Raw genomic sequence first — 26866 nt, forward strand, 5'->3', positions numbered from 1 at the left:
TCGGCGCGACACGGGTTCGACGCGCCTACTTCTGATTATGACCGCAGCGCAGGGCTGCGCTGCGACCGTGATGCACCAATCCTTCTGCCTGGGCCAGCCGATCCACCCAGGGCGCCATGGAAGCAGCGTCGGCGGGGCTGAGCCTGAGGAGGCTCTGGCGCTTGAGGTAGGTGGCCACGCCCAGGGGACTGGCGAAGCGGGCGCTCCGGTCCGTGGGAAGGACGTGGTTGGGACCTGCGCCGTAGTCACCGAAGGCCTCAGCACTGGAAGTGCCCAGGAAGAGGGCGCTGGCGGTGGTCAGATCCGGCAGCCAGGACTCGGGGTCCTCGACGCAGACCTCCAGGTGTTCCGGGGCCCAGGCCTGGGCGAAGGCCACGATGAGCTCTCGTTCGGCATGGATCAGTCGTCCGTGGGCCTGGATGCTCTGCTCCAGGATGGCCCGGCGGGGCGAAGCCTCGATGCGGGCGGTCAGTTCCCTGGAAACGGCCTCCAGCAGGTTCCGATCCTCGCTCAGGAGGACGGCGGCGGCATCCGGATCGTGCTCAGCCTGACCCAGGAGATCCTCCGCCACCCAGGCGGGATTGGCGCTGCCATCAGCGATGACCAGGAGTTCCGTGGGACCGGCCAGGGCATCGATGCCGCATGTGCCCACCAGTTGGCGCTTGGCCTCGGAGACGAAGCGGTTGCCGGGGCCGGTGAGGATGTCCACGGCGGGTTCGCCGAAGGCCAGGAAGCCCAGGCCCTGGGCTCCGCCGAAGGGGTAGAGCTCCGTAAGTCCAAGCTCGGAGGCGCAGGCCAGCACCAGGGGGTCGATGCCCCAGGCCCCGGGCAGCGTCGCCTCGGGCTTGGGGGGGGTGACTCCAACGATGCGTTCCACGCCAGCCACCTGGGCCGGAATGACGGTCATGGCGAGGGTGGAGGGGTAGAAGGCTCTTCCACCGGGAATGTATACACCAGCGCGCTTCAGGGGGACCCAGCGCTCGCCCACAGTGCCGCCGCCGGGCAGACCAAGGCTCAGGTCCTGCAGGCAGGCCCGCTGGCCTTCGGCGAAGCGCCGGATGTTGGCGATCATGGAGCGGAGGGCTGACATGAGCTCGGGCTGCTCACGGTCCAGTCGGGTCCGGGCCTCCTGGAGTGCCGATTCGGGCACCCGGAGACGATCGAGGTCCAGGACCACGCGATCGAGCTTTTCAGTCCAGCGGATGGCGGCTTGCGCGCCCCCGGAGCGGACCTCGCCCAGGATGGTCGCAACCGTCCTGCGGGTATCCTCCTCCGTCTCCGCACTCCTGGCGAGGGCAGCTAGCCATCGGGGCAGTTCCGCCCGGTCGGTAAGATCAAGAATGGAGATGAAGTAACACCTGTGCACCTCGAAGGGGTTCCAAGCAACCAGAATGCCACTGGCGCCCGGATCCTTCAAGTCATAAGCTTTGCGGGGTCTCTGGTTCCCTTGGTACGGCGGTGTAGAATGGAGGCCAGTCTCAAAAAGAGGGGCGCCCCTCGTATTATCACTTGACTGGTCATATCAGATGTATTTCCATGGTCGAGGAGGAAATCCCAAATGATGATTATCGGTGAACTCATTAACACCAGCCGCAAGGCTATCCGCGAGGCTGTGGAAGCCAAGGATGCCGCCTATATCCAGAAGATCGCTCTGGAGCAGGTCGAAGCTGGCGCCACCTACCTCGACGTCAACTGCGGCAACATGATCGGCCAGGAACTGGAGCTCATGAAGTGGCTGGTGGAGACCATCCAGGCGGTGACCGACCACCCGCTCTGCATCGACAGTCCCGATGACAAGGCGCTGGAAGTGGGTCTCAAGCTCCTGAAGCCCGGTTACAAGCCCATGATCAACTCCATCAACATGGAGAGCCACCGCTTCAAGACCGTGCTGCCCCTGGTCAAGGAATTCAATGGCAAGGTTGTCGCCCTCTGCATCGAAGATGCCGGCATGCCCAACACTGCCGAGGATCGTCTCCGTATTGCCACGGACCTGGTCGAAGGTCTGGGCAAGGAAGGCATCGTGCAGGACGATATCTACATCGATCCCCTGGTGAAGCCCCTCAGCACCAACGATGGCAGCGGCGTCGAAGTCCTGGAGTCCATCAAGCTGATCCGCGCCCGCTTCCCTGAAGTCCACTTCACCTGCGGCCTGAGCAACATCTCCCACGGCCTGCCCAACCGTCCCGTCCTGAACCGCCTCATGGTGGTTCAGACCATGACCGTCGGCATGGATGGCTACATCCTGAACCCCTGCGACAAGAACATGATGGGCATGATCTACGCCTCCCAGGCCCTGCTCGGCAAGGACAAGTTCTGCGCCAAGTACCTGCGCGCCCACCGCAAGGGCCTCTACGAGTAGTCCTCAGCGACTGTTCTTTCCAAAGGGGCCTGCGCGATGCAGGCCCCTTCTTGTGGGAAGCTCCTCCTATGCCCAGTTCTCTCGTAGATGAATTCGCCAATCTGGCGGAGGCCTCCACCCTTGAGAGGGTGAAGGAGCTTCTGGACAGTCACCAGAAGGCGGCGGATATCCTCGTGATGCTCCAGATGGGCATGGAGATTGTGAGCCGACGCTATGAGCGGGGCGAGTATGCCGTTGCCGACATGATTGTGGCCTCGGACATCTTTGCCAATGCGCTGGGGATCCTGGGGCTGGGTCCCAGCCGTCCGAGGGCGGGGCGCATGGGCAGCATCCTCATTGGAACGGTCTACGACGGGCATGAGCTCGGGAAGAATCTCCTGGGGGCCATCCTCGGGGCTGCGGGCTTGCGTGTGATTGACCTGGGGGTGCGGGTGCAGCCCGTGGATTTCCAACGGGCCGTCAGGCACTACCATCCCAAGTTCGTCGGGATTTCCTGTGCCTCCAGTCTTGGCTTCCAGGTGATGAGGTATTGTGTGGAAGCGGTTCGCCGCGCGGATCTCCGCAACGAAATCCGGATCCTGGTGGGCGGTTCAGCCTGCGATGAAAGCAGCGCCGCCTGGGCTGGCGCGGACGTCTTCTGTCGGACGCCCAGGGAAGCTGTGGCCTACTGTCGGGCTCTGCGTTCCAAGTGGACGGTCATCCCAGGCGGGTCAGGGCATTCTCCAGCTCCCTGAGGCTGGGGCGCTTGCCCAGTTCCTCGACGAGGAAATCCTTGGCTGCCTGAGGGCCCGATGCCTCGGCCAGGGTGTCTGCCAGTTGGAGCGCCGTGCGGATGTCGTCTGGACTTCTGTCCAGGATGTCCCGGTAACACTGGATGGCCTCTCTGTGGGCCCCCATCTGGCGGTAGGTGCGGGCCAGCCCGAGCCCGGCGGGTTTCTCGAAGCGGATGGCCAGGGCTCGTTTGAAGAGCTCCTCCGCTTCGGTGAAGAGCGAAAGGCGTAGAAAGCAATCCCCGGCTCGGGTCATGACCTGGTGGTTGTCCGGATCCATCTTCAGCATGATCCGCCAGAAGGGGGCCGCCTGCTCGAATTCGCCGAGGCCCCGGAGGGTATCGGCCATGCCGAAGATGGCGTAGGGGTTGTTCGGAGCGCTCTGGAGCGCGGCCTCGAAACAGGCCCGGGCCCGCTCGAATCGGAGATGTTTCCGGTGGATGTTGCCCACCATGGTCTGGATATTAACCAGGGTGGGATCCAGTTTTATCAGGATCTCCCAGTATTCCAGGGCCTTGGACAGGTCCTGCTCCCGGTAGTAGAGGTCCCCCAGGCCCATGAGGGCGTAGCGGTTGGTGGAATTCATCTCCAGGGCCTGGGAGTAGCAACGGATCGCTTCGTCCCGATTCCCCATCTTCTTGTGGGCATCCCCCAGACGGACGATGGTGGAGACATCCCGGGGCTTGAGATCGAGGTATCGCCGCCAAATGGCGATGCAGTCAGGGAAGGCCTTGAGACCCCGGAATGAATCGGCCAAGCCTCGGAGGGCCAGGAGGTTTTCCGGCTCCTGCTCCAGTGCTTGCGTGAAGCACTCCACGGCAGCGCCGAAGGACTTCCGTTTTCGATGGGCTTCGCCCGTTTCGATCAGATTCATGGTCTCCATGATTCCTTTGTAGCACAAAGCGTCGTCATCTGCGACACCGGCTTCAGAAGGCTGATGAGGTCGTGTTGGATTTGAGTGGTGAATAAATTTTAATCATACATACTGGATTGTTTGTATTATTCTTGATGCCCACTAAAGTCCTTGTGGCAAGGCTGTATTGGTGGAAAAAATCGCAATCAGGGTGCTCAATGGATTTATGTAAAAATAAGCTAATCGTTGTTGAAGATGAGTCTGCGACTCGTCTTCTGATCCGGTCAGTTCTTCTCAAGAGTGGTTTCCAGGTTCTGGAGGCAAGCTCGGGGGAGGCCGCTTTGGAGCTGTGTGCGTGTGAAGGGCCTGTCTTGATGGTGCTTGATATCGGGCTTCCCGGGATGGACGGCTTTGAAGTCTGCCGGACCCTTCGGGCCTCGGGGCGAGGGCAGGGGATCCTCATGCTGACCGCCAAGGAAGACGATCACGACAAGATCCAGGGACTGGAGGCCGGGGCGGACGACTACATGGTGAAACCCTTCAACCCCCGGGAGCTGGTGGCGCGGATACGGGCCGTGCTTCGTCGATTGAACCCCGTTTCGCCCTCGGACGACGCCCTGCTGTTCAAGGGGCTGCGCCTGGAGCCCCAGAATCGCCGGGTCTTCAGGGATGGTATAGAAGTGAGGCTCACCCCCCGGGAATTCCACCTTCTTGCCAACCTCCTCAGGGCCTCGGGCCGGGCCATGAGCCGGGAGGAACTCACGGACGCCCTGTGGGGCACCAACCACTACGGCAGCCCCAAGCTTCTGGATGTGTACGTGCGGAGGCTCCGCGAGAAAATCGAGGCTGATCCGTCCGCCCCCCAGCTCATCCAGACGGTCTGGGGATTCGGATACGCTTGCCGCTGAAGCAGGTACACTGGTTTCCATGGAGTCCATCACCCCACCCGCCACCTTCGAGCCCCCCAAGGGTTTCGAGACCAAATTCAGGGATCTGCCCCTGCGGCTGGCGGCCTTTGAAGGGCCCCTGGATCTGCTCCTCTACCTGATCCGGGAGCACAAGCTGGAAATCCTCGACCTGCCCATGGCCGATGTGACCCGGCAGTACATGGACTTCCTGCTCCTCATGGAGGAGCTGAACCTGGAGATCGCGGCGGAGTTCGTGGCCATGGCGGCCCACCTCCTCCAGATCAAGTCCCGCATGCTTCTTCCTCTGCCTCCCAAGGAGGATGGCGAGGAGGAGGATCCCCGGGAGGAGCTGATCCAGCGCCTGCTGGACTACCAGCAAGTGAAGGAGGCGGCCCAGGAACTCTCGGGCCGGGAGGCTGAATGGCGTTCCGTCGTCTTCACCCAGGGCTTGGACATCCTGGAGCATGCCAAGGTGGAAGACGAGCCCATTCAGGCCACCCTTTTCGATCTCCTGGGGGCCTACCGGGACGCCCTCAAGCGCCTCCTCCCTCCGCCTCCGGTGGAGGTCCGCACCCCCCCCAAGACCCTGGACATGCGCATTGCCGAGGTCATCGGTCATCTCCAGGCTGGCCAATGGGCCTCCTTCGGTGGCCTCCTGGGCACCTCCATCACCCGGGACGACCTGGTGCTCACCTTCCTGGCTCTGCTGGAGCTGGTGCGCACGGGGCGCGTGAAGCTGGTCCAGGGCGAAGCCTTCGGAGAGATCAGGGTGCAGGCCTCATAGCTACGGCCCGCACCGGACACCCGTCGGTTTCCCGGAAGGGCAGGGGCAGGCAGGAGAAGAGGAACGGTTCGGGTCCGATGGCTCCAAGGCTCCTCAGGTTCTCGATGAGGCAGGTGCCCCGCGACAGGAAGGCCCGATGGTTGGGCAGGGACTGGCTGTCCACGGGATCCAGGGAGGGGGCGTCAATGCCGATGCCCGCCAGATCAAAGGAAGCCAGCCACTCCGCCGCTGCGGTCTCCAGGATCGGAAAGGCTTCGAAATAGGAGGGGGCCCCCCAGCGGGCATCCCAGCCCGTGTGAAGCAGGAGGAAGCGGGATTCCCGGATGCGGGCTTCGTAGGGCGCCAGATCCTCAAGGCGGATGAGGGTTTCCGATCGGACCGGGATGACGAGCCCCGGCCCCACGAAGTGTCCCGCTGGAAACGCCTCAAGGCCCCGGCCTCCCGGGAGGAGATGGGCGGGGGCATCGATATGGGTGCCGGTGTGGGAGGCCATGCCCATCCATTGCTCCACGTAACCTTCGCGTTCAAGAGAGGCCAGGGGTTCCAGTCGGGGCCCAGGGGTGCCGGGGAAGAGAGGCATTCCGGGTTGGATGGGATGGCTGAGGTCGATGACGCGCATGCACCATTGAAACCGATTCCCGGATGCTTTGCTCCAGGCCCCTGCTTCGACTGCAACTCTCCGGAGCGGATCTGCCGCGTGACCACAATCCTCACCCGCAAGCCTTCTTTTACGGATGTGCATGTGCTGGTGGCCAACGAGGATCCGGGGTTCTGAACAAAAATCTGCGTGCAGACAAGCGTGACCGCTATGCTTTTTTATCGCGACTTTAAATGAGTCGTTTCAAGGTGTTTATCGGGTAGGTCCACGGATTGCATTTATTAAGGAAACACCCTGTGAAAAAAATGACAATCATCCCACTATTTGCAATGCTGATCCTGGTCGCATGCAAGCCCCGTGGCGCGGAAATCAAGATTGGTGTCTCGGCTCCTTTGACCGGCGATATTTCGGCTCTGGGCCAGTCCACCAAGAATGCCATTCTGCTGGCACAGGATGAGGTCAACGCCGAGGGTATCAAGGTCGGCGACAAGACCATGAAGGTCAGGTTCATCATCGAGGATGATGAAAACAAGCCGGAATCCACAGCCACGGTATTCCAGAAGCTGATCAGCCAGGACAGGGTCGTCGCCATCATCGGCTCCCAGTCCAGCAAGTGCTCCAATGCCGGGGCCCCCATCGCCGAAGCCGCGATGGTCCCCCAAGTCTCGCCATGGTCCACCAATCCCAATGTCACCAAGGGGCGGACCTTCGTTTTCCGGGCCTGCTTCATCGATTCCTTCCAGGGCAAGGTCGTGGCCCAGTTCGCCACGGAGAAGCTGAAGGCCAGGACTGCTGCGGTGCTCTATGACATCGCCAGCGATTACAACAAAGGCATCGCGGAAGTCTTCAGGGACGAGTTCACCAAGACCGGCGGCACCATCGTCGGCTTCGAGACCTACAACACCAAGGACACGGATTTCTCGGCCCAGCTGACCAAGATCAAAGGGGCCAAACCCGACGTCCTTTTCCTCCCGAACTATTTCAACGATGTTCCTTTGCAGGTTCAGCAGGCCCGCAAGCTGGGCATCAGCGCCGCTGTCCTGGGAAGTGACAGCTGGGACAACCCACAGCTCATCAAGCTGGGGGGAGATGTCATGAACGGGGCATCCTTCTCCAACCACTACACTCCGGACTCGGAAAATCCTGCCAGCAAGGCCTTCATTGCCAAATATCAGGCCCGCTTCAGAATGCTGCCGGATGCGGCGGCCGCCCTTACCTACGACTCCGTCTACCTTGTGTGCAAGGCCATCGCCACTGCGGGCAAGGCAGATCCCAAGGCCATCCGGGATGCTATTGCCGCCACGAAGGGATTCCAGGGCGTCAGTGGCGTCATCACCTATGCCGGGAATGGGGATCCCCAGAAGGGGGCAGTGGTCATCAAGATCGTGAACGGCAAGTTCGTGTTCGATTCCGCTGTCAACCCCTAGGCCCGCCTTGGACACCATCATCCAGCAGCTCCTGAACGCGGCCCAGCTTGGCGCTGTCTATGCCCTGATCGCCCTGGGCTACAGCATGGTCTACGGGATCATCCGCCTGATCAACTTTGCCCACGGCGATATCTTCATGCTGGGCGGTTTCATCGGTCTGATCATTGTCACGCATTTTGGCGGACTCCCGTTCTGCCTCGTGATGATCCTGGCCATGCTGCTGACGGCCCTGGTCGGCGTCACCATCGAAAGGGTGGCCTACCGCAAGCTGAGGAACGCCCAGCGCATGTCTGTGGTCATCACGGCCCTGGGGGTGGGCATCTTCCTCGAAAACCTGGTTCGGCTGCTCATCGGGCCCGAGACCCGGCAGATCCCAGCCAGGCTCCCGACAGGATCGGTGGTCTGGCTCCAGCAGCATCTCGGCGTTTTCGTCACCTGGGACAAGGTGCTGATCATCCTGATCTCCCTGGCGCTCATGGCGGTCCTTTGGATCATCGTCAACAAGACCCTTGTGGGCACCGCGATGCGGGCTGTGGCCGATAACGCGAGTGTGGTCCCCCTCATGGGCGTGAACCTCAATCTGATCATTTCGGTCACCTTCGCCATCGGCTCGGCGCTGGCTGCGGCAGGCGGCATCTTCTATGGGCAGGCGTACTCCCTTGACCCCTACATGGGCATCGACTTGGGGTGGAAGGCTTTCATCGCGGCCGTGATCGGCGGCATCGGCTCCATCGAAGGCGCCGTCATAGGGGCCTTTCTCCTGGCAGGTGTGGAAGTCATCACCGTCGCCTACCTCTCTTCCAATCTGAAGAATGGGATCGCTTTCGGCCTGCTGATCATCCTGCTCCTGATCTGGCCCAGCGGGATCATGGGCAAGCCCCTTTTGAAGAAGGTCTAGCCCCAGTGGCCATGGAAACGGAAAAGTCGGAGGACGGTCTTACAAAATGGCTCTGAAACCCAACCCACCAACAGCACGGCCCCCTTTCCAGCCTGCCCTCTGGGTGGTGTGCTGCGCCGTGCTCGTCATCGCCATTCCCATGCAGCTCCTCGCGGACGCAGGCTTCTGCCCAGCTGTGTTCAACCCCTACTATCTCCACGTGCTGACGATCATCGGCATGAACATCATCCTGGTGGCCAGCCTCAACCTCCTCAACGGCTACCTGGGAGAATTTGCCCTGGGGCACGCCGGGTTCATGGCGGTTGGAGCTTATACCGCTGCGGTGCTCGCCACCAGGCTTCTGCCCGCCTCCAGCGCCCTGCCGCCCGTCATCGGCCAGGTTTTCATCCTGGTCGTCACCTTGGGCGGAGCCATGCTTCTATCGGCTCTGGTCGGCTACGTGATCGGACGCCTGACCTTCAAGACCGTCGGCGATTACCTGGCCATCATCACCCTCGGCTTCAACATGATCATCGTGAACGCCATCCAGAACATGGATTTCCTGGGCGGCCCCAGAGGTTTCACGGGGATTCCCAAGAACACCAATTTCATCGCAGTCACGGTATGCGCGCTCCTGACCATCGTGGTGCTGCGCAACCTGATCCAATCCAGTTTCGGCCGGGTGTGGGTATCCATCCGTGAAAACACCATCGCCGCCGAGTTGATGGGCGTCAATCTGCTGCGGACCAAGAACCTGGCCTTCACCATCGCGGCGGCATTCGCTGGCCTGGCGGGAGGCCTGTGGGCGCAATCCCAGCAGTTCATCACCCCGCGAAGCTTTGATTACATCAAGACCACCGAGATCCTGGTGATGCTCTACCTGGGCGGCATGGCCAGCCTTTCCGGCTCCATCCTGGGCGTCGTGGCCTATACCGTCTTGATGGAGGTGCTGCGGAACCTCCTGAGCGCCTTCGCCCCGGAACTGGCCGAATGGCGGATGCTGATCAGTCCCTTGATCCTGATCGTGATCATGCTGACACGGCAGTATGGGCTGATGGGGCACAAGGAATGGCGATGGCTGCGTCCGAAGCGGGTGGCCTGATGGCCCTGCGGATCCAAGGCCTGACCAAGCGCTTCGGCGGTCTGACCTCCCTTTCCGAATTCAATCTGGAACTGGGAGAGCGCGATATCCAGGGCATCATCGGGCCCAATGGCGCTGGCAAGACCACGACCTTCAATGTGATCACCGGCGTGTATCAGCCCGACCAGGGGCAGATTCTGCTGGAAGACCGGGATCTCACGGGGCTTCCGCCGGATGTCATCGCCCGCGCGGGCATCGCCCGGACCTTCCAGAATGTCCGTCTATTCAAGGACATGACGGTCCTGGACAACATCGCCATGGCCTTTCATGCCCGGATCGGCCATACCCTTTGGGGGGCGATTTTCCGGACCGGGAATTTCAAACGCCAGGAAGCGCGGGTACGGGCCGAGAGCCTGGAACACTTGGCGCGTTTCGGGCTTGCGGACCGCTCCCAGGAATGGGCAGGCAGCCTGCCCTACGGCGAACAGAGACGGCTGGAAATCGCCCGGGCCCTGGCCACAGATCCCAGGGTCCTGCTTCTGGATGAACCGGCCGCGGGCATGAATCCCAGCGAAGTGGATGAGTTGATCCGCCTGATCCGCCAAGTCCATCAGGACTTTCCCTTGGCCATTCTGCTCATCGAGCATCAGATCCCTGTCGTGATGGAACTGTGCGGGCACGTCCAGGTCCTGGATTTCGGCCAGACCATTGCAAACGGCGCACCCAGGGAAGTTGTGAACAATCCTCTGGTGATCGAAGCTTATCTGGGAGAGGAGGAGGTGGCGGAATGACCTGCCTGCGACTGGAAAAGCTCTCCGTTTCCTACGGTGCCATCAAGGCCTTGCGGGGAATCGATCTGGAAGTGCAGGAAGGCGAGATCGTCACCCTGCTGGGCGCCAACGGCGCAGGCAAATCCACCACGCTGCGTGCGATTTCCAGCATGATCCCCACGGATGGGGGAGACATCCTTTACCAGGATCAGAGCATCAAGGACCTGCCCGCCCACAAGTTGGTGTCCATGGGGATCGCCCACGTCCCCGAGGGGCGAGGCGTCTTCCCCAATCTGACGGTTCAGGAAAACCTTGCCCTGGCGACCTGGACCAACCGGAAAAAGGACCGGGTCCGAAGTGCCTATGAGAAGGTCTTCCAGACCTTCCCGCGCTTGGCCGAGCGTCGCACTCAGCTCGCGGGCACGCTTTCCGGTGGCGAGCAGCAGATGCTGGCCATGGGACGGGCGCTCATGACCGACTGCCGACTGATTCTCCTGGACGAGCCTTCCATGGGACTTTCCCCGCTTCTGGTCAAAGAGGTCTTCCGGACGCTTCAGGAGATCAACGCCCTGGGCTTCACTCTTCTGCTGGTGGAGCAGAATGCCCATATGGCCCTGAAGATCGCCCACCGCGCCTATGTGCTGGAGAATGGTCGCATTGTTCTGGAGGGGCCAGCCTCTGAATTGGCCAAGGATCCCCGGGTCAAGGAGGCTTACCTGGGGGGAGCTTGACTCTGTTCATCTCAGCCGCTGAACGATCTCCCGGGTGACCTGGATCGTCCGGGAGATCTCGGCTTCGGTGTTCTCGAAGCCCAGGGAGAAGCGCAGGGTCTGGCGGGCCTCCAGGTCCGGGATGCCCAGGGCCTTCAGGACGTAGGAGGGCTCCCGGCTTTCGGAGCTGCAGGCCGAGCCCACCGAGACGGCGATGCCCTCCAGGTCCAGGTTGAGCAGGAGGTCCGCCCCGAGGATTCCAGGCAGGCCCACGTTCACCGTGTTGGGCAGGCGCAGGGCGGGGTGACCGTGGAGCCGGAAGCCGGGGATGGAGAGCAGGCCCTCCTCCAGGCGGACTCGCAGGGCGGAAATCCCTTCGCAGTTGGCATCCATGCGCTGTCGGGCCCATTCGCAGGCCACACCGAAGCCCACGATGCCCGGGAGGTTCTCCGTCCCGGCCCGCAGGCGGCGCTCCTGGGATCCCCCCTGGATCAGAGGGCGGAGGGGCAGGGCACGTCTCACGAACAGGGCCCCCACCCCCTTGGGGCCATGGAGCTTGTGGGCCGAAAGGCTGAGGAGATCCACCCCCAGGGTCCGCACATCCAGGGGAATCCTGCCCGCCGCCTGGACGGCGTCCGTATGCACCAGGACGCCCTGGGTCCGGGCCAGGGCTGCAGCTTCGGCCAGCGGCTGGAGGGTGCCCAGATCGTTGTTGGCGGCCATGAGCGAGAGCAGGGAGGCCCCTTCAAGCGCCCCCCCCAGCGTGTCCAGGCGCAGGATGCCCTGTTCGTCCACCGGGAGATAGGTGACCCGGGTGCCCTTGGCCTCCAGGAAGCGGCAGGTGTTGAGGATGGCCGGGTGCTCGATGACGCTGGTCACAAGGGAGCCACCGTGCTCCAGGCCGCAACGCAGTGCCTGGTTGTCCGCCTCGGTGCCGCCGCTGGTGAAGAGGATCTCTTCGGGAGAGGCATTCAGCAGGGTCGCCACCTGCTCCCGGGCGCGGTCCAGGAGTCGTCGGGCGCTCTGGCCGAAGGCGTGGACGCTGGAGGGGTTGCCGAAGCCGTCCCGGAGGCAGGCCGTCATGGCTTCCACCACCTCAGGGAGGGGCCGGGTGGTGGCGTTGTGATCAAGGTAGATGCGGTCCATGGAAGCCATCCTCCCCTCAAAACGGGTAAGATGGAACACGGACGGACGCCGTCCCACCGTTTCCCGGCATCTCATCTCCAGGTGTTTGCCTTTCGTCTACCCGTTCCCAGGTGACCCATGTCCAAAGCCAAGAAGTCCACCACGCAGCCCTCGGGGATTCGTCCAGTCAAGAAATTGATGGCGGCGAACCGTTCGGAGATCGCGGTGCGGATCATCCGGGCGGCGCACGAACTGAAGCTGAGGGCCGTGGGCATCTTCGCCCAGGAGGACCGCTTCTGCATCCACCGCTACCGGGCGGACGAGTCGTACCAGGTGGGGGCGGGCAAGGCGCCGGTGGCGGCGTATCTGGATATCGAGAGCATCATCGGGGTGGCCAAGGAGAAGGGCGTGGACGCGGTCCACCCCGGCTACGGCTTCCTTTCAGAGAACGCGGACTTCGCGCGGGCCTGCGAGGAGGCGGGGCTGATCTTCGTGGGGCCCCGGCCCGAGCTGCTGGAGATGATGGGCGACAAGACCGCCGCCCGGGCCCTGGCCAAGCGGATCCAGGTGCCCGTGCTCCCCGGCACCGAGGAGCCCGTGTCGGACCGCCTTGAGGCCATGAAGATCGCCAAGTCGATCGGCTTCCCCCTGATCATCAAGGCGGCCTTCGGCGGCGGCGGGCGCGGCATGCGCGTGGTGCTGCGGGAGGAGGACCTGGAGTCGCTCCTGGACGAGGCCCAGGGCGAGGCGGGGCAGGCCTTCGGCAACCCGGCGGTCTTCCTGGAGAAGTACATCGGCCGGGCCAAGCACATTGAGGTGCAGATCCTGGGCGACAAGCACGGCAACGTGATCCACCTCCACGAGCGGGACTGCTCCGTGCAGCGGCGCCACCAGAAGGTGGTCGAGGTGGCCCCCAGCTTCGGCCTGCCCCCGGCGGTGGTGAGTGAGCTCTGCGAGGCCGCGGCCCGCATGGCCAAGGAGATCCGCTACGACAACGCGGGCACGGTGGAGTTCCTCTACGACCTGGACCGCCACGAGTGGTTCTTCATCGAGATGAACCCCCGGATCCAGGTGGAGCACACGGTCACGGAGGTCATCACGGGCCTGGACCTGGTGCGGGCCCAGATCCTCATCGCCCAGGGGTACGAGCTCCACAGCCCCGAGGTGGGGATGCCCCAGCAGGCGGAGGTGCCCCGCAACGGCTTCGCCATCCAGTGCCGCATCACCACGGAGGATCCGGAGAAGAAGTTCATCCCGGACTACGGCCGGATCTCGGTCTACCGCTCCCCCGGCGGCCTCGGGGTGCGCCTCGACGGCGGCATGGGCTTCGCGGGTTCCGTCATCACGCCCTTCTACGACTCCCTCCTGGCCAAGCTGGTGACCAGCGGCCAGACCTACGAGATGGCCCTGGCCCGCACCCGCCGGGCCCTGACGGAGTTCCGCATCCGGGGCGTCAAGACCAACATCCCCTTCCTGGAGAACGTGGTGGAGCACGCCATCTTCCGGAGCGGTGAGGCGACGACGACCCTGATCGACACGAGCCCCGAGCTCTTCGCCTTCAAGCCCCGCCGGGACCGGGCGACCAAGCTCCTGAACTACATGGGCAACGTGATCGTCAACGGGAACCCCCACACCAAGGGTTACAGCCCCGCCAAGGCCCTGGCCCCGGCCAAGGCCCCGGCTTACGACCACCGGATCACGCCCCCCGAGGGCACCCGCCAGAGGCTCCTGGCGCTGGGCGCCAAGGGCTTCGCGGAGTGGACGAAGGCGCAGAAGGGCCTCCTGATCACGGACACCACCCTGCGGGATGCTCATCAATCATTGATGGCGACCCGGGTGCGCAGCTTCGATATGCTCGCCGGGGCGGGTGCCGTGGCCCACCGGGCCCCCCAGCTCTACTCCCTGGAGATGTGGGGCGGGGCGACCTTCGATACCGCCATGCGCTTCCTGAACGAGGATCCCTGGGGCCGCCTGCGGGATCTGCGGGAGCGGATCCCCAACATCTGCTTCCAGATGCTCCTGCGCGGGGCCAACGCGGTGGGCTACACCAACTACCCGGACCACGTGGTGGCGGGCTTCGTGAAGCACGCGGCGGAGACGGGCATCGATATCTTCCGGATCTTCGACTCCCTGAACTACCTGCCGAACCTGCGGGTGTCCATGGAGGCGGTGCAGAAGACCCACGCGGTGTGCGAGGCGGCGATCTGCTACACCGGGGACATCCTGGACGAGAAGCGGGACAAGTATTCCCTGGCCTACTACGTGAAGCTGGCCAAGGAGCTGGAGAAGATGGGCGCCCACGTCCTGGCCATCAAGGACATGGCGGGGCTCTGCCGCCCCCACGCCGCCCACAAGCTGGTGAAAGCCCTGAAGGAGGAGATCGGTCTCCCGATCCACTTCCACACCCATGACACCAGCGGGGTGGCGGCGTCTTCCGTGCTGAAGGCCGCCGAGGCGGGCGTGGACATCGTGGACCTGGCCCTGGCATCGATGTCCGGGAGCACCTCCCAGCCCAACCTGAATTCCGTGGTGGCCTCGCTGCAGCACACGGATCGGGACACGGGCCTGGATCTGGAGGCCCTGAACGAGTTCTCGGACTACTGGGAGCAGGTGCGGGAGTTCTACAAGCCCTTCGACACGGCCCCCAAGACCGGTTCCGCCGAGGTCTACCTCCACGAGATGCCCGGCGGGCAGTACACCAACCTGAAGGAGCAGTCCGCCGCCATGGGGGTGGGCCACCGCTGGCCCGAGATCGCCCGGGCCTATGCCGAGGTGAACCAGCTCTTCGGGGACATCGTGAAGGTGACGCCCTCCTCCAAGGTGGTGGGGGACATGGCGCTGCTGCTCTTCAGCCGGGGGGTGAAGCCCGCGGATGTGGTGAATCTGGAGCCCGGATCCATGCCCTACCCCGAGAGTGTGATCGATATGCTCTCCGGCGGGCTGGGTTGGCCCGAGGGCGGCTGGCCGACGGACGTCTGGCAGGCGGTGCTGGGTCCCGAGAAGTTTGCCGAGGCCAGGGCGAAGTATGAGCGGGAGACCGCGCCCGGGAACCTGAAGGCCAAGGGGGCGCAGGTGGACGAGGCGGCCCTGGAGGAGTTGCGCCGGGAGCTGTCGGACAAGCTGCGCCGCGAGGCGACGGATGACGATCTCTTCTCGTGGCTGATGTATCCCCAGGTGTTCTCGGACTTCGTGAAGCAGCAGCGGGAGTACGGGGAGGTGGCCAAGCTGCCGACGCCCGCGTTCTACTACGGCCTGAAGCCCGACGAGGAGATCACGGTCGACATCGAGCCCGGCAAGACGCTGATCATCAAGCTGATTTCGGTGGGCGAGCCTGACAAGGATGGCAAGCGCTCCGTGAACTACGAACTGAACGGGATGGCGCGCTCGGCGCAGATCCTGGACAAGGGGATCGCCCCCAAGACCGTGGCCCGGCCCAAGGCGGACCTGGAGGAGCCCAGCCACGTGGCGGCGCCCATCCCCGGCCTCATCGCCAGCCTCTCCACCTCCGTGGGGGCCAAGGTGAAGAAGGGGGACAAGCTCCTGATGATGGAGGCCATGAAGATGCAGACCACGGTCTACGCCCCCATGGACGGTGTCGTGGCAGAACTCCACGCCGCCGTGGGCGACAGCGTGGAAGCCAAGGACCTGCTGGTCAGGCTCAAAGGCTGAAAAAATACTTCCACCACGAAGACACGAAGGGCACGAAGAAAGGCAAAGAAAGAAAAGATGAATAATTAAAAGTTAATGCTTTTCAGCTTTTCTTTCTTTTGCTTTTCCTTTGAGTCTTGGTGCTTGGAGGTGGATCTTTTTCTTCTGACTCAGTCTGGGACGGTCTTGTAGATCCTGTAGTCCGCTTCGACTGCTGCCAGATCGACATTCTTTTTGATCGAAAAAATGCCTGCTGTATCCACCTTGTCAAGGACATCCAGGTGTTCAAGCACACGGTGGTATTCCTCGCGGTTCCAGAAATCATGGATCATGATCCTGACCCTCTCGTTTCCGTGGCACGCCAGAATGGTTTTCAGGACGCATGCGACCCTGAACCTTCCATCGATCAGAATGAAGTCCAGTTCCCCGGCGTTGATGGATTTGAATACACCGGAGGAATAACCCTCGAACAAATGATGATGATCTTCCGACTGTGGGTGGCCCCATTCTCGGGTTGGGCCTATATCGACTCGAAAAACACGCAGTCGATGTTTCTCCTGGTTTCTTATGATGCGGTATTCACGCATGGCTTCTATCCAGTCATGGCTGGACTCAACCGTATAGACCTTTGCCTTGGATTTGATCAGGGCGCGGATCGTACTTCCACCCATGCCGAACTCAAGATAATGCTGTGATTTTTGTATCAGGTTGTCGAATAACTCGATCTCATTTTTTGACATGATGAGTCGGTACCTGCGTGGACTAGGAAGAGATCTATCCAGTTTATCTACGGTCTTTTTAATGCTTCTGATCAAATGCATGTCAGTGACGATCTCCATGGACTGCTGGACGTTGCCTTGCTTGGGCATCGGCATCGGCGATCAGGTGACTTTGTCGCAACATTGACCGCCCGTAGTTACCGCGTGTCATGCTCTCACACGAGAGCTCGGAGGGGAAACCTGTCCTCAATCCGCAGGCCGAATGCCTGTAAGCTTGGAGGATGGCCAAGATCCGCCTCGATCAACTCCTCGTGCAGCGCGGGTTCTGTGAGACCCGGGCCAAGGCCCAGGCCCGTATCCTGGCCGGGGACGTGCTGGTGGAGGACCGCCCCGTCACCAAGGCCGGCACGGCCATCGCCGAGGATGCGCCCATCCGCCTGCGGGGGGATGCGTTGCCCTTTGTGAGCCGGGGCGGGCTCAAGCTGGTGGGGGCTCTGGATGGCTTCGGCCTGGATCCCCAGGGGCTCGTCTGCTTCGACGCCGGAGCCAGCACCGGGGGCTTCACGGACTGCCTGCTGCAGCGGGGGGCCACCCGGGTCTACTCGGTGGATGTGGGCACCAACCAGCTCCACTGGAAGCTCCGCAGTGATGCGCGGGTGGTCTCCATGGAGCAGATGAACCTCCGGCTCTGGGATCCCGCCTCCATCCCTGAGCGCTGCGACATGCTGGTGGCGGACCTCAGCTTCATCAGCCTGCGCCTGGCCATCCCCCCCATCCTGCCGAGTCTGAAAGAGGGTGCCCAGGCCGTCCTCCTCGTGAAGCCCCAGTTCGAGGCGGGCCGGGACGATGTGGGCGCCGGGGGCATCGTGCGGGATGCGACCGTCCACGAGCGGGTGGTCCGGGAGATATGGGCCTTTTTCAGTGGCACGGAACTGCGACCCCAGGGGCTTTTGGAGAGTCCCATCCTGGGGGGCGAAGGGAACAAGGAGTTCCTGCTGCACCTGCAGAAGGGCGGGGCGCCCAGGGACTTCCCAGGAATGCCGCAGTAAAGCTGTCAGGGGCTGGGCAGGATGGCATCCTGGCTTCCGGCCCTGTTGACATCTTGGAGGAAGGCCCCCGAACCCGGGGGCCTTCCTTATTTCAGTGTCCGCAGGAGCAGCCCGAGCAGCCTCCCCCGCACTTGTCCTGGGGGGGCTTCTTCTGCCAGAGGCTGCGCGTGAGGTAGGCCACGGCGGCGAGAACGATCAGGACAACGACGATGGTCTGCATGGAAACCTCCTCATTCCTATTTGATGCCGATGGAGGGCTTCATCGGGTGTCATCCCAGCCCTAGGGCCCGGCCGAGGGTCACGATGAGCCAGGAGAGGACCCAGGCCAGGACCAACCCGTAGCCCACGCTGAAGCCTGTCCACCCCCAGCTCTGGGTCTCCTTGCGGATGATGCCTACCGTGCCCAGGCAGGGGATGTAGATCAGGGTGAAGACCATGAAGGCGATGGCAGTCAGGGGGGTCAACCCGGAGTTGTCCCGCAGATTCTGCTGCAGTGGGCTGAGTTGGCCCTCTTCTCCTTCCTCTCTGGCCTGGTTGAGAACGCCCATGGTGCCCACCACGATCTCCTTGGCCACGAAACCTGCGGTGAGGGCTACGCCATCTTTCCATGCCTCGGGGCGTCTGTGATCAGGATCTAGGATGGGACGGAAGATGGGCTGAACCAGCTGGCCGAAGCGGGCGGCATAGCTGTTGTTCATGATCCGGCCCTGGTGGGCGAATTCCAGATCATCGATGGCAGCCTTTTCGGCTTCGGGAGCGAGCCCCTGGGCCTTGATCTGCTCTTCCTGCTTGTGGCGCTCGATGGCCAGGGACTTGTCGTTGATGCCCGGGTATTGGCTCAGGAACCAGATGAGGACCGCGCCCGCGAAGATCACGGTGCCTGCCTTCCTCAGGAAGATGGTCCCCTTCTCCCACATGTGGAGGATGGTGGTGCGCGGGAGTGGCATGCGGTAGGGGGGCAGCTCCATGACGAAGGGGGCCTGATCCTGGCGGAAGAGGGTCAGACGGAGCACCTTGCCCATGATGATGGCGAGGGCGAAACCCAGGACGTGCATGCCCACGATCACGAGTGCGCCATGGAAGGGGCTGAAGAAAGCCCCGGCGAAGAGGATATACACCGGCAGGCGGGCGGAGCAGGAGATGAGGGGATTCACCAGGATGGTGATGAGCCGGTCGCTGCGGGCCTCGATGGTGCGGGTTGCCTGGATGGCCGGGGCGTTGCAGCCCAGTCCCATGATGAGCGAGATGAAGCTCTTTCCGTGCAGCCCCATCTTGTGCATGAGGCGGTCCATGATGAAGGCGGCCCGGGCCATGTAGCCAGAGTCCTCCAGGAAGGAGATGCATCCCATGAGGATCATGATGACGGGCAGGAATACGACCACGGAGCCTACGCCGGGCACAATTCCGTTCGCCAGGAGGCTGGTGAGTTCGCCCTCGGGCAGGTGGCTGCCCAGGAAGGCCTGTAGCCACTCGAATCCAGTGCCGATCCAGTCCTGAGGGTAGGCTCCCACAACGAAGGTGAGGGAGTAAACCGCCACCATGACTGCCAGGAAGATGGGGAAGCCCCAGAATCGATGGGTCAGAACCCGGTCCATGCGGGAGGATCGGTCCAGGGCGGGGGTCTCGCCGCGCTTGACGGACTCCTTGACCAGGCCCCGGGCGAAGCCGTAGCGGTACTCGGCCAGGAGGGTTGGGGCATCGGCCCCCAGGTGATCGTCGAGGAAGGCCAGACTGGACTCCAGGCGGGCCTGGATGGCTTTGCTGGCGTGGCTCCGCTCCACCATTTCCAGGGCATCCGGTGCGCCCTCAAGGAGTCTCAGGGAGAGACGACGGGGGGGCATGGTTGCAGCCAGCTTCTCGTCCCGCGAGATCTCCAGCTCCAGCTTGGCGACCTCACCTTCGATGTCCAAGCCATAGTTGACATGGGGCATGGTTGGGGCTGAGGTTCCGGGGGCGACCTCCAGGACGGCTGCCTTAAGGGCTTCCAGCCCTTCGCCGGTACTGCCCACGGTTGTCACCACGGGGCCCCCGATGAGCTTGCGCATGGTTTCCAGGTCCAGTTCCAGGCCCTGGGCCTTGGCTTCGTCCGCCATGTTCAGCACCAGGATCATGGGCCTCTTGAGTTCCAGCAACTGGGTCGTCAGGTAGAGGTTGCGCTCCAGGTTGGTGGCGTCCACGACGTTGACGATGACATCCACTTCAGGTTCGGAGAGGTAGGAGGCGGCGATGCGCTCATCCTCGCTGCGGGCCGAGAGGGAATAGGTACCGGGAAGGTCCACCACGGTACCCTCCTCGCCTTTCTCGAAACGGAAGGTCCCAGCCCGGCGTTCCACGGTCACACCGGGCCAGTTGCCCACGTGCTGGCGCGCTCCGGTGAGGGCATTGAAGAGGGAGGTCTTCCCGCAGTTGGGATTGCCTGCGAGGGCGATGGTAACCATGACTCAACCTTCCTTTTCGACGAAGATGCAGGCCCCCTCTTCCCGGCGAAGGGAGAGGTGGTAGCTGCGGACCAGCAGTTCCATAGGATCACCCAGGGGGGCGACTTTTTCCAGCACCAGGGTTTCCCCGCGGGTGAGGCCCATCTCTTGAAGACGTTGCCGGATGGCAGGTTCGGCCTGGATGCTGGTCACCCTGGCCCGGTCCCCGGCCTTGAGGTCACTGAGTCGGAGTGTCGTGTTCATCCTAGTTCCCCCACAGCTTTCCGATGCGGTAGATCAACCCGGCGTTGAAGGCGAAACGTGGAGAGGCATCGGCCCAGCCCCGCTCGACGCTCATATCCACCGTCAGCTTGTCGTTGATATCGCAACTGGCAGCCAGGATGCTGCCCAGTTCCCTATCCCCCAGGTCGGACTTGGCCACCCCGTAGGTGTCCAGGGTCAGGTTCCAGCCCTGGGCGGGGGCATAGGTGATGGCGACGGAGCCCACCTTCTGGTTCGCCTTGCGGGAACCGTCCTCCACGCGGGTGCGGGCGACCCCGGCGTTGGCATCCAGAGCCCATCGCCCCATGGACCTGCTGATGGTGAAGAGCAGGGTGTCCTCGTGGTAGCCGGAGCTGAGCCCCTTGCTGACACTGGCCCTGGGCATCAGGTGGGAATAGGCGAGACCGATGTCGGCTCCCGTCTTGTCTTGACCGGCGAAGAGGACCTGGCCTCCGATGTAGGGATCGCTCACCCCATCGTTGCCCTGGCCATCCGCATCCCGGTTCCATGCCCGTGCGGTCCAGCCGAGGCGCAGGTCCAGCCATGAACTGAGACCGAGGTTGAACTGGGCAGCGATGCCTCCCTCCCGGGTGTGGTCCTTGCCGTAACTCTGGCTTCCCCCCAATTCCAGCTCAAGGACACCCACGTCTGTGAGGCCGGCAGGGGCGGTGACGATGGATCGGACGGCCCCTGCTTCGGGTTCCGCAGCCCGAAGGGCCGGGAAGGAGATGATGGCGGAAAGGGCTGGGATCAGGGCGAGGTGTTTCATGGTGGACTCCAGGGTGAGCAGGTGGCGCCTCTCGTTGAGAACGAGTCTCAATATACGACGTTCGGTCGGGCCTGGGCAAGGACTTTCTTGGAAGAACTGGGCCCCTGGGGCCGTTCTTGTGGAGCTTTGTTCCCGCCGTTTCTGGAAAGCGCCTCCGAAGACAGGCCACTCGGATCATCGCCCAGGGTGCAAGGGGGCATAATGGGGCTTTCACGCGGAGCTTCCCATGCCCAAGTCCCCTCGTATCGCTGTGTTGCTGGCCGGCTGCGGCCACGTGGATGGTGCCGAGATCCGCGAGGCCGTTCTGGCTCTCCTGGCCCTGGACCAGCAGGGGGTCCAGGTCCAGTGCGTCGCGCCCGATGCCCCTCAGCACCATGTGTTTAACCACGCCACGGGTCAGGTGGCGGTCGGCAGCCGCAACATTCTGGAGGAATCCAGCCGCATCGCCCGGAAAGGGCAGTGCCTGGATCTGGCGAAGGCCAAGGCGGGCGACTATGACGCTCTGGTGATCCCCGGAGGCTTTGGGGTGGCCAAGAACCTCTGCGGCTTCGCTTTCCATGGTCCTGAGGCGACGGTCCGACCCGATGTGGAGGCCTTCATCGGGGCCTTCTTCGAAGCAGGGAAGCCCGTGGGGGCCATCTGCATCGCGCCGGCCATGGTGGGGCTCTGTCTCGCCAAGGCCGGAAAGAAGGCCCGGCTCACCCTGGGCAGTGGCGGTGATGTCCAGGCCGCCATGGAAAGGCTTGGCCACGTGTATCAGCCTGTGCCCAGCCCTCGGGAGGTGGTCATCGATGAGGCGCTGAAGCTGGTGACCACGGCTGCCTACATGTTCGACAACCCGCGTCTCAGTGATGTCTGGGTGGGGATCGAGCGCTGCGTTACAGAGGTCGTAGGGCGGATCTGAATCCGGCTCCATCGCCTGTGTTCCAAGTCATGCCGGAGACGCCCATGCCTGCTTTCTTCCTCCGCCGAAACGGGGTCTCCCTTGTTCTCATCCTGGGACTCCTGTTCCTTCCTGCGGCGCTCCGAGCCCAGGTGCCGGAGATCTACCTGCAGCTTGGGTTCAAGACCGCCGACGACTTCGGTGAGGGGAGGAAGATTGTCTTCTCCCCGGATGGCAGCCTCCTGGCTGCCGCCAGCGGGGGCAGCGCCATCAGGATCTGGGAGACCGCCACCGGACGGGAGCTTCAGACTCTCTCCGGGCACACAGGGGTGGTAAAGTGCCTGGCCTTTCTCCCGGATGGACGGAGGCTCGTCTCTGGAAGCCGTGACAAGACCGTGCGCCTCTGGGATATCGACACCGGGCGCCTGATCAGGACCTTCTGGGGCCATCAGGACGAGGTGCGCAGTATCGATGTGAGCCCCGATGGCAGCATTCTCGGCTCGGTGGAGGGGCTGGCCCTCCGGATCTGGAATCTTGATTCGGGTGGACTCCTGGCGGCTATCCCGGCCCCGGTGGATCCCGGCAGTACCTCTGGCTACGTGCCCCCCCTGCGTTCGGTCGGATGCTCCCCGGACAGTTCCAAGGTGCTCTTCACCACCCTTCGCGGCGATGTGATCGTGGCGGGAGTCAAGGAGCGTCGGATCCTGAAAACCTTTAGCGGCCAGAAGCTCTCCAGCTACTGGACCCTGTCCTACCTGAGCTTCACGCCTGAGGGGAGGATGCTCTTTGTCGGGCAGGGGCTCCTGGTCACCATCGACCCCGATCGGATGGAGGCTGTCGTCAAGCGGGGGCCGGAGGGGATGGCCTTCCAGTCTCCGGACGGTGCCATGCAGGTGGCCGAGGCTTCATCGCCCTATCGCCTCCGGGTCTTTGACGCCGAGGCCAAGGAACGGCGCGTCATCAATCTGCGGGAGAATGTCACGAGTGTGGGATACGGCCTTGCCAAGGGTCTGGCTGCTGTGAGTTCCATGGGGGATCACCTGGACCTCTACGACCTCGCCACGGGCCGGGCCATCAGGGATTTCGGCTCTCCTGCCCGTGAGATCCACGGGTCGGCCTTCTCGGCGGACGGTGCCTTCCTGAGCATGAAGATCCAGGTTCCTGGCCAGGGAAGTAAAGATCCCATCGAGACCTTGGTTGAACGTTGGAACCTGGCCGGGGCATCTCTTGAAAAATCATACAACTTCAATGCCTTTCACCATGAGCTGACCAAGCTGTTCAAGTCCGGGGACCAGTTTGCCATCGAAAAGGCCTCCCGGATGGTCAAGGAGGAATCCTTCTACAACGCTTCGCCAGAGGTCTTTTCGGATTACGACTCCCGGAACCGGTGCTTCTATTTCGTCGATGTGCCCCTGGGATCCATCTTCGGGGACTCGGGCAGTCCGGATATCACCATCTTCAGGATCGACGCAAAGGACGAGATGGACATCGACGCCAAGATGTCCCACAACCGTCCGAAATGGAGGATACACCGGCAGTTCAAGGCCCATGTCCAGGCCGTCACCGCCCGTGCGGTCAGCTACAGGAACGACCTGCTTGCCACCGGGAGTACCGACAAGACCATCAACCTCTTCCGTTATAGCGATCAGACCCTGATCCGCAGCTTCAAGGGCCATCAGGGGGCCATCACTGAATTGACCCTCTCGCCGGACGGCAAGCGATTGCTGTCCGAATCCCGGGATGTGACCGCCCGTCTATGGGATGTCGGGACGGGCAGGGAACTGGCGCGCTTTGTCCACTTCGCCGACGGCGAGTGGATTGTCATCACACCCGAGGGCTACTACAACGCCTCGCTCAATGGCGATCGCTACATGAACGTGCGGGTCGGGGCCAGTGTCTACGGCATCGAGAACTACCGCGAGGCCTTCTTCCGCCCCGATCTTGTCAAGATGGCCCTCTCCGGCGTAAGCATGGAGGGGTTCAAGACCCTGGCGGATGTGAAGCAGCCCCCCAGGCTCAGCATCGTCCAGACCCCGGCCACGACTTCGGCGGAGGACTTCAGGGTGACCCTGAGGCTTGAGGATCGGGGAGGCGGCATCGGGGATGTGCGCCTCTACCTGGATGGATCGGCGGTCCTCATGGACAGCGGGCGGGGCCTGAAGGTGGTGCAGAAGGAGGAGGCCGGTGCGGTCTACCGCAGCTACGGCCTCAGGCTGTCCCCCGGAACCCACACCATCCGCGCGGCGGCCTTCAACGCCGACAACACCATGCAGAGCAACGAGGCCACCCATCGGGTGGTGGCCAGCTTTGCGTCCCTCCACAAGCCGAGCCTCCACGCCCTGGTGGTCGGCATCCAGGACTTCCGCAACCCCAAGCTGAGCCTGAAGTACGCCGTGGCCGACGCGAATCTTTTCGCCGACACCCTTCGCCAGGGGGCCCAGGGGCTCTTCGAGCAGGTGAAGATCACGAGCCTGAGCACCCGGGAGGCCACGACCCGGGAGGGCGTCATCAGCGCCCTGCAGGGCTTCAAGGCCATCCATCCCGACGATGTCTTCATCCTGTACCTGGCGAGCCACGGCACCGTGGACGAGGGGGAATACTTCCTCATCACCTCCAATGTCGGGGCCCTGAGCACCCAGCGACTGAAGGCAGATGCCCTCTCCCAGGGGATGCTGAAGGAGCTGGTGGCCAACATCCCCTCCACCAAGAAGCTGATCATCATCGACACCTGCAACGCCGGTCAGCTGGGGCAGGCCATGCAGACGGCGCTCCTGACCCGGGGTATGAGCGAGGACACCGCCATGAAGGTGCTCTCCCGGGCCGTGGGCTCCACGATCCTCTCCGCCTCGACCTCGGTGCAGGAGGCCCTGGAGGGCTATCAGGGCCACGGTCTCTTCACCTGGACCCTGACCCAGGGGATGCTGGGCAGGGCCGACAAGGGGAAGAGCGGCCTGATCCACACTACCGAACTGGCGGCCTACGTGGAATCCGAGGTGCCGGACCTGGCGGAACAGGTCTTCAAGCACGCCCAGTTCCCCACGGTGTCCATCAGCGGCCAGGGATTCCCGGTGGGGAGAGTGAAGTAGATGGCCTCTGTTGTCATCCAGCACAAAGACCTTTGATATGCCATGAAAATGAATTAGCTGGGATGCAAAGGATGAACAGGATAAAGCAATCAGCGGGCAACGATGTTCCACAAAGGCGATCTGGCGCGCCCCGCTATGCTGGGGCGCGCGGCAAAGCCGCACGCGTTCAGGAAGGACAAGGGGGCTGTGGCTCGTAGGTGCCTACGCCCCCTTGCCCTTCCTGAACCTGCCCAGAGCGCCGAGCCTCCTCTGGCTTTTCATCCCTTTCATCCTTTGCATCCCAGCTCATGTCTTTTTCGGCTGAGCAACGCCGATAACCGGGTCTTCCTTTATGCCAACATGACTTTTCTCCTCGGGGAAAGTACGATCCTCGGCTATTCAGCTGGACGGCCACGCCGCTTGAATCCCCGGCATCCCCGCGCTATCCTGACCCCCTTGGCAAACGACACATGTAGTGCATTCTGCACGTAAACCTGATCACGGCACCAAGGTCTAGCGCACTGTCTCGTCAATGTTGGCGACGGTGTTCAAACCGACTTTGGGAGGCTCGTATGCCGCAAACGAAATTCGAGAAGTTGTTCTTCATGGCCTTGACCGTGCTTGTCTCGGTCACAGCGTTTACGGTCTATAACGTGGCCATCGCCATGGGGTCGATGAGCAACCGGGTTTTCCTCCTGGCCGCGAGGGAGATCCCCGTGGAGTTCACCGTCGCCTTCATCCTGGAAAGCGCCATAGTCTACAAGGCCGCTGAAAGGATGGCCTTCCGCTTTGTCGATCCGAGGACGGACAGGCCCATGGTGGTCATTCTTGGGATCACGGCCATGACCATCTGCCTGATGTGCCCGGCCATGAGTTTTGTTGCAACCATTCTATATAATGGTATTAATTGTGAAATTATTTCAAACTGGTTGCAAAAAATGGTCTACAATCTCCCATTCGCCTTCTTTACTCAGATCTTCATCATCGGCCCCTTTGTGAGGTTTGTCTTCAGGGCCGCCTTCAGGAGTGAGGCCGCTCTCGAAACCGAGGGCTGAGCGGATCAATCCTCGTCCTGAATGGGCATCGCCCAGGCCCGGGTCATCTTCCGCAGGGCAGGGTGGGTCAGCCGGTTTGCGGCATTGAGACGTTCCTCCATGGACAGGGTCCGGATCCAGGAGGCCGCCATGCCCAGGACCAGACCGCTTTCCGGCAGGGCGAGACTCTGATCCAGGGCCACCAGCACCTGCTCGGCGATAAGGGAGGATTCCCGCCAGCGGGAGCGCTGGAGGGCCATGGCCTGGAAGGGGCTCATGGGGGGCTGGATGAGCGCGCAAAGAGGCTCGGGACCCAGCTTGGGATGGGCCAGGAAGGCCGCCAGGATGCCGGTGTCCCGCACCTTCCAGACTGCCTCCCACATCGGGCGGGGGGCATGGATCGCGAAGCTCCGGCGCTCCCCGAGGGTCATGCCGCCCCAGAGCGCCTGGAGCCGTTCCACGGAATGGGACCGGGCCTGGGGGTGGGCGCTGGCATCCTGGGCGATGGCGACCAGGGCCCGCCAGGGGAGCCGGGGCAGCAACCGCATCCGGAGATGGGCGGGGCTCTTGGGGTGCTGGGCGATCCAGCGCAGGAGGAGAGGGCGCTTGCGTATATCCGGGAGATCCGCCGCCGCCTCCAGCCAGCCCTTGGGGGGCGCAGGATAGCGCAGGAGCCTCAGGAACTGGGGCCAGGCGAGCTCAGGGGGGAGCGACCACTCCAAGGGGGTTCCTTTCTTG

General features: G+C 62.9%; 24 protein-coding genes. 14 read left to right on the top strand and 10 right to left on the bottom strand.

All coding sequences use genetic code 11. The features are described from left to right. Positions 1 to 25: 25 nt before the first annotated feature. Complete coding sequence (gene hisD / locus HOLFODRAFT_RS18790) at positions 26 to 1366, bottom strand: histidinol dehydrogenase (RefSeq protein ID WP_158412897.1); 1341 nt, start codon at positions 1364 to 1366, stop codon at positions 26 to 28. Positions 1367 to 1558: 192 nt separating this feature from the next. Between hisD and HOLFODRAFT_RS0201710 the strand changes: the two genes are divergently transcribed. Both HOLFODRAFT_RS0201710 and HOLFODRAFT_RS18795 read left to right on the top strand, forming a co-directional pair. Continuing rightward, positions 1559 to 2359: a methyltetrahydrofolate cobalamin methyltransferase gene (locus HOLFODRAFT_RS0201710; protein WP_005037069.1), complete on the top strand. Its 801-nt coding sequence runs from the start codon at positions 1559 to 1561 to the stop codon at positions 2357 to 2359. Between the two features lie 68 nt (positions 2360 to 2427). After that, entirely contained in the window at positions 2428 to 3093 is a 666-nt protein-coding gene (locus tag HOLFODRAFT_RS18795) for a cobalamin B12-binding domain-containing protein (protein WP_005037067.1), read from the top strand. Here the strand turns inward: HOLFODRAFT_RS18795 and HOLFODRAFT_RS0201720 are convergent. After that, positions 3056 to 4003: a tetratricopeptide repeat protein gene (locus HOLFODRAFT_RS0201720; RefSeq protein WP_005037065.1), complete on the bottom strand. Its 948-nt coding sequence runs from the start codon at positions 4001 to 4003 to the stop codon at positions 3056 to 3058. The two genes, HOLFODRAFT_RS18795 and HOLFODRAFT_RS0201720, sit on opposite strands and share 38 nt — an antisense overlap. Positions 4004 to 4200: 197 nt before the next feature. On the opposite strand from HOLFODRAFT_RS0201720, the gene HOLFODRAFT_RS0201725 reads away from it, so the two are divergent. Together HOLFODRAFT_RS0201725 and HOLFODRAFT_RS18800 are read left to right on the top strand one after the other, a co-directional pair. Next, positions 4201 to 4890, top strand: a complete 690-nt coding sequence (locus HOLFODRAFT_RS0201725; RefSeq protein WP_026938940.1) for a response regulator transcription factor — start codon at positions 4201 to 4203, stop codon at positions 4888 to 4890. A 19-nt stretch (positions 4891 to 4909) separates the two neighbouring features. Continuing rightward, positions 4910 to 5674 carry a segregation and condensation protein A gene (locus HOLFODRAFT_RS18800; protein ID WP_005037061.1) on the top strand — a complete coding sequence of 255 codons (765 nt, stop codon included), beginning with the start codon at positions 4910 to 4912 and terminating at the stop codon, positions 5672 to 5674. Here the strand turns inward: HOLFODRAFT_RS18800 and HOLFODRAFT_RS0201735 are convergent. Next, positions 5655 to 6293 carry a cyclase family protein gene (locus HOLFODRAFT_RS0201735; protein ID WP_005037059.1) on the bottom strand — a complete coding sequence of 213 codons (639 nt, stop codon included), beginning with the start codon at positions 6291 to 6293 and terminating at the stop codon, positions 5655 to 5657. The two genes, HOLFODRAFT_RS18800 and HOLFODRAFT_RS0201735, sit on opposite strands and share 20 nt — an antisense overlap. Positions 6294 to 6577: 284 nt before the next feature. Between HOLFODRAFT_RS0201735 and HOLFODRAFT_RS0201745 the strand changes: the two genes are divergently transcribed. The 5 genes from HOLFODRAFT_RS0201745 to HOLFODRAFT_RS0201765 are packed head-to-tail and all read left to right on the top strand — an operon-like array spanning position 6578 to position 11158. Then, a complete protein-coding gene (locus tag HOLFODRAFT_RS0201745; protein ID WP_043485752.1) occupies positions 6578 to 7699 on the top strand; it encodes an ABC transporter substrate-binding protein in 1122 nt (373 codons plus the stop codon). Positions 7700 to 7706: 7 nt separating this feature from the next. After that, the gene (locus HOLFODRAFT_RS0201750; protein WP_005037054.1) at positions 7707 to 8597 is read left to right on the top strand and encodes a branched-chain amino acid ABC transporter permease; all 891 of its coding nucleotides are present in this window, start codon (positions 7707 to 7709) and stop codon (positions 8595 to 8597) included. Positions 8598 to 8643: 46 nt separating this feature from the next. Next, the gene (locus tag HOLFODRAFT_RS0201755) at positions 8644 to 9678 is read left to right on the top strand and encodes a branched-chain amino acid ABC transporter permease (protein ID WP_005037052.1); all 1035 of its coding nucleotides are present in this window, start codon (positions 8644 to 8646) and stop codon (positions 9676 to 9678) included. Further along, positions 9651 to 10448: an ABC transporter ATP-binding protein gene (locus tag HOLFODRAFT_RS0201760; RefSeq protein WP_211237921.1), complete on the top strand. Its 798-nt coding sequence runs from the start codon at positions 9651 to 9653 to the stop codon at positions 10446 to 10448. The genes HOLFODRAFT_RS0201755 and HOLFODRAFT_RS0201760 overlap by 28 nt, the downstream gene beginning before the upstream one ends. Beyond that, a complete protein-coding gene (locus HOLFODRAFT_RS0201765; RefSeq protein WP_005037048.1) occupies positions 10445 to 11158 on the top strand; it encodes an ABC transporter ATP-binding protein in 714 nt (237 codons plus the stop codon). The genes HOLFODRAFT_RS0201760 and HOLFODRAFT_RS0201765 overlap by 4 nt, the downstream gene beginning before the upstream one ends. A gap of 6 nt (positions 11159 to 11164) precedes the next feature. Here HOLFODRAFT_RS0201765 and HOLFODRAFT_RS0201770 read toward each other — a convergent pair whose 3' ends face one another. Beyond that, entirely contained in the window at positions 11165 to 12283 is a 1119-nt protein-coding gene (locus tag HOLFODRAFT_RS0201770; protein WP_005037046.1) for a cysteine desulfurase family protein, read from the bottom strand. Between the two features lie 117 nt (positions 12284 to 12400). On the opposite strand from HOLFODRAFT_RS0201770, the gene HOLFODRAFT_RS0201775 reads away from it, so the two are divergent. Further along, positions 12401 to 15931, top strand: a complete 3531-nt coding sequence (locus HOLFODRAFT_RS0201775; protein WP_052572393.1) for a pyruvate carboxylase — start codon at positions 12401 to 12403, stop codon at positions 15929 to 15931. A gap of 149 nt (positions 15932 to 16080) precedes the next feature. Here the strand turns inward: HOLFODRAFT_RS0201775 and HOLFODRAFT_RS24220 are convergent, their stop codons facing one another. Continuing rightward, the gene (locus HOLFODRAFT_RS24220; RefSeq protein WP_148300319.1) at positions 16081 to 16785 is read right to left on the bottom strand and encodes a hypothetical protein; all 705 of its coding nucleotides are present in this window, start codon (positions 16783 to 16785) and stop codon (positions 16081 to 16083) included. 125 nt (positions 16786 to 16910) lie between these two features. Here HOLFODRAFT_RS24220 and HOLFODRAFT_RS0201785 point away from each other — a divergent pair, with 125 nt between their 5' ends. Next, entirely contained in the window at positions 16911 to 17678 is a 768-nt protein-coding gene (locus tag HOLFODRAFT_RS0201785; RefSeq protein ID WP_005037041.1) for a TlyA family RNA methyltransferase, read from the top strand. Between the two features lie 91 nt (positions 17679 to 17769). Here the strand turns inward: HOLFODRAFT_RS0201785 and HOLFODRAFT_RS23700 are convergent, their stop codons facing one another. Genes HOLFODRAFT_RS23700 through HOLFODRAFT_RS0201805 form a run of 4 tightly spaced genes read right to left on the bottom strand, consistent with a single transcriptional unit; the run spans position 17770 to position 21146 of the window. Continuing rightward, entirely contained in the window at positions 17770 to 17898 is a 129-nt protein-coding gene (locus HOLFODRAFT_RS23700) for a FeoB-associated Cys-rich membrane protein (protein ID WP_005037039.1), read from the bottom strand. A 49-nt stretch (positions 17899 to 17947) separates the two neighbouring features. After that, entirely contained in the window at positions 17948 to 20116 is a 2169-nt protein-coding gene (feoB, locus tag HOLFODRAFT_RS0201795; RefSeq protein WP_005037037.1) for a ferrous iron transport protein B, read from the bottom strand. A gap of 3 nt (positions 20117 to 20119) precedes the next feature. Further along, positions 20120 to 20359, bottom strand: a complete 240-nt coding sequence (locus tag HOLFODRAFT_RS0201800) for a FeoA family protein (protein ID WP_005037035.1) — start codon at positions 20357 to 20359, stop codon at positions 20120 to 20122. 1 nt (position 20360) lies between these two features. Next, a complete protein-coding gene (locus HOLFODRAFT_RS0201805) occupies positions 20361 to 21146 on the bottom strand; it encodes a transporter (RefSeq protein ID WP_005037033.1) in 786 nt (261 codons plus the stop codon). Between the two features lie 226 nt (positions 21147 to 21372). Here HOLFODRAFT_RS0201805 and elbB point away from each other — a divergent pair, with 226 nt between their 5' ends. The 3 genes from elbB to HOLFODRAFT_RS0201820 all read left to right on the top strand — a co-directional run bounded on the left by elbB (position 21373) and on the right by HOLFODRAFT_RS0201820 (position 26149). Continuing rightward, positions 21373 to 22050: an isoprenoid biosynthesis glyoxalase ElbB gene (elbB, locus tag HOLFODRAFT_RS0201810; protein ID WP_005037031.1), complete on the top strand. Its 678-nt coding sequence runs from the start codon at positions 21373 to 21375 to the stop codon at positions 22048 to 22050. A 44-nt stretch (positions 22051 to 22094) separates the two neighbouring features. Continuing rightward, the gene (locus tag HOLFODRAFT_RS22425) at positions 22095 to 25115 is read left to right on the top strand and encodes a WD40 domain-containing protein (RefSeq protein WP_005037028.1); all 3021 of its coding nucleotides are present in this window, start codon (positions 22095 to 22097) and stop codon (positions 25113 to 25115) included. A gap of 551 nt (positions 25116 to 25666) precedes the next feature. Then, complete coding sequence (locus HOLFODRAFT_RS0201820) at positions 25667 to 26149, top strand: DUF2798 domain-containing protein (RefSeq protein ID WP_005037026.1); 483 nt, start codon at positions 25667 to 25669, stop codon at positions 26147 to 26149. 5 nt (positions 26150 to 26154) lie between these two features. On the opposite strand, the gene HOLFODRAFT_RS0201825 is transcribed toward HOLFODRAFT_RS0201820, so the two are convergent. After that, on the bottom strand, positions 26155 to 26850 hold the full coding sequence (locus tag HOLFODRAFT_RS0201825; protein ID WP_005037024.1) for a hypothetical protein: 696 nt from the start codon (positions 26848 to 26850) through the stop codon (positions 26155 to 26157). Between the last annotated feature and the right edge of the window lie 16 nt (positions 26851 to 26866).

The sequence above is a fragment of the Holophaga foetida DSM 6591 genome, assembly GCF_000242615.2.
Classification (GTDB): Bacteria; Acidobacteriota; Holophagae; order Holophagales; family Holophagaceae; genus Holophaga; species Holophaga foetida.

What these genes read in the sequence shown, in the direction of transcription:
- HOLFODRAFT_RS0201805 (WP_005037033.1), bottom strand. Translation starts at nt 21,146, where the DNA reads ATGAAACACCTCGCCCTGATCCCAGCCCTTTCCGCCATCATCTCCTTC.
- HOLFODRAFT_RS0201770 (WP_005037046.1), bottom strand. Translation starts at nt 12,283, where the DNA reads ATGGACCGCATCTACCTTGATCACAACGCCACCACCCGGCCCCTCCCT.
- HOLFODRAFT_RS18795 (WP_005037067.1), top strand. Translation starts at nt 2,428, where the DNA reads ATGCCCAGTTCTCTCGTAGATGAATTCGCCAATCTGGCGGAGGCCTCC.
- feoB (WP_005037037.1), bottom strand. Translation starts at nt 20,116, where the DNA reads ATGGTTACCATCGCCCTCGCAGGCAATCCCAACTGCGGGAAGACCTCC.
- HOLFODRAFT_RS22425 (WP_005037028.1), top strand. Translation starts at nt 22,095, where the DNA reads ATGCCTGCTTTCTTCCTCCGCCGAAACGGGGTCTCCCTTGTTCTCATC.
- HOLFODRAFT_RS18800 (WP_005037061.1), top strand. Translation starts at nt 4,910, where the DNA reads ATGGAGTCCATCACCCCACCCGCCACCTTCGAGCCCCCCAAGGGTTTC.
- HOLFODRAFT_RS0201785 (WP_005037041.1), top strand. Translation starts at nt 16,911, where the DNA reads ATGGCCAAGATCCGCCTCGATCAACTCCTCGTGCAGCGCGGGTTCTGT.
- HOLFODRAFT_RS0201725 (WP_026938940.1), top strand. Translation starts at nt 4,201, where the DNA reads ATGGATTTATGTAAAAATAAGCTAATCGTTGTTGAAGATGAGTCTGCG.
- HOLFODRAFT_RS0201735 (WP_005037059.1), bottom strand. Translation starts at nt 6,293, where the DNA reads ATGCGCGTCATCGACCTCAGCCATCCCATCCAACCCGGAATGCCTCTC.
- HOLFODRAFT_RS0201760 (WP_211237921.1), top strand. Translation starts at nt 9,651, where the DNA reads ATGGCTGCGTCCGAAGCGGGTGGCCTGATGGCCCTGCGGATCCAAGGC.
- HOLFODRAFT_RS0201745 (WP_043485752.1), top strand. Translation starts at nt 6,578, where the DNA reads ATGACAATCATCCCACTATTTGCAATGCTGATCCTGGTCGCATGCAAG.
- elbB (WP_005037031.1), top strand. Translation starts at nt 21,373, where the DNA reads ATGCCCAAGTCCCCTCGTATCGCTGTGTTGCTGGCCGGCTGCGGCCAC.
- HOLFODRAFT_RS23700 (WP_005037039.1), bottom strand. Translation starts at nt 17,898, where the DNA reads ATGCAGACCATCGTCGTTGTCCTGATCGTTCTCGCCGCCGTGGCCTAC.
- HOLFODRAFT_RS0201710 (WP_005037069.1), top strand. Translation starts at nt 1,559, where the DNA reads ATGATGATTATCGGTGAACTCATTAACACCAGCCGCAAGGCTATCCGC.
- HOLFODRAFT_RS24220 (WP_148300319.1), bottom strand. Translation starts at nt 16,785, where the DNA reads ATGCCGATGCCCAAGCAAGGCAACGTCCAGCAGTCCATGGAGATCGTC.
- HOLFODRAFT_RS0201800 (WP_005037035.1), bottom strand. Translation starts at nt 20,359, where the DNA reads ATGAACACGACACTCCGACTCAGTGACCTCAAGGCCGGGGACCGGGCC.
- HOLFODRAFT_RS0201755 (WP_005037052.1), top strand. Translation starts at nt 8,644, where the DNA reads ATGGCTCTGAAACCCAACCCACCAACAGCACGGCCCCCTTTCCAGCCT.
- HOLFODRAFT_RS0201775 (WP_052572393.1), top strand. Translation starts at nt 12,401, where the DNA reads ATGTCCAAAGCCAAGAAGTCCACCACGCAGCCCTCGGGGATTCGTCCA.
- HOLFODRAFT_RS0201720 (WP_005037065.1), bottom strand. Translation starts at nt 4,003, where the DNA reads ATGAATCTGATCGAAACGGGCGAAGCCCATCGAAAACGGAAGTCCTTC.
- HOLFODRAFT_RS0201820 (WP_005037026.1), top strand. Translation starts at nt 25,667, where the DNA reads ATGCCGCAAACGAAATTCGAGAAGTTGTTCTTCATGGCCTTGACCGTG.
- HOLFODRAFT_RS0201765 (WP_005037048.1), top strand. Translation starts at nt 10,445, where the DNA reads ATGACCTGCCTGCGACTGGAAAAGCTCTCCGTTTCCTACGGTGCCATC.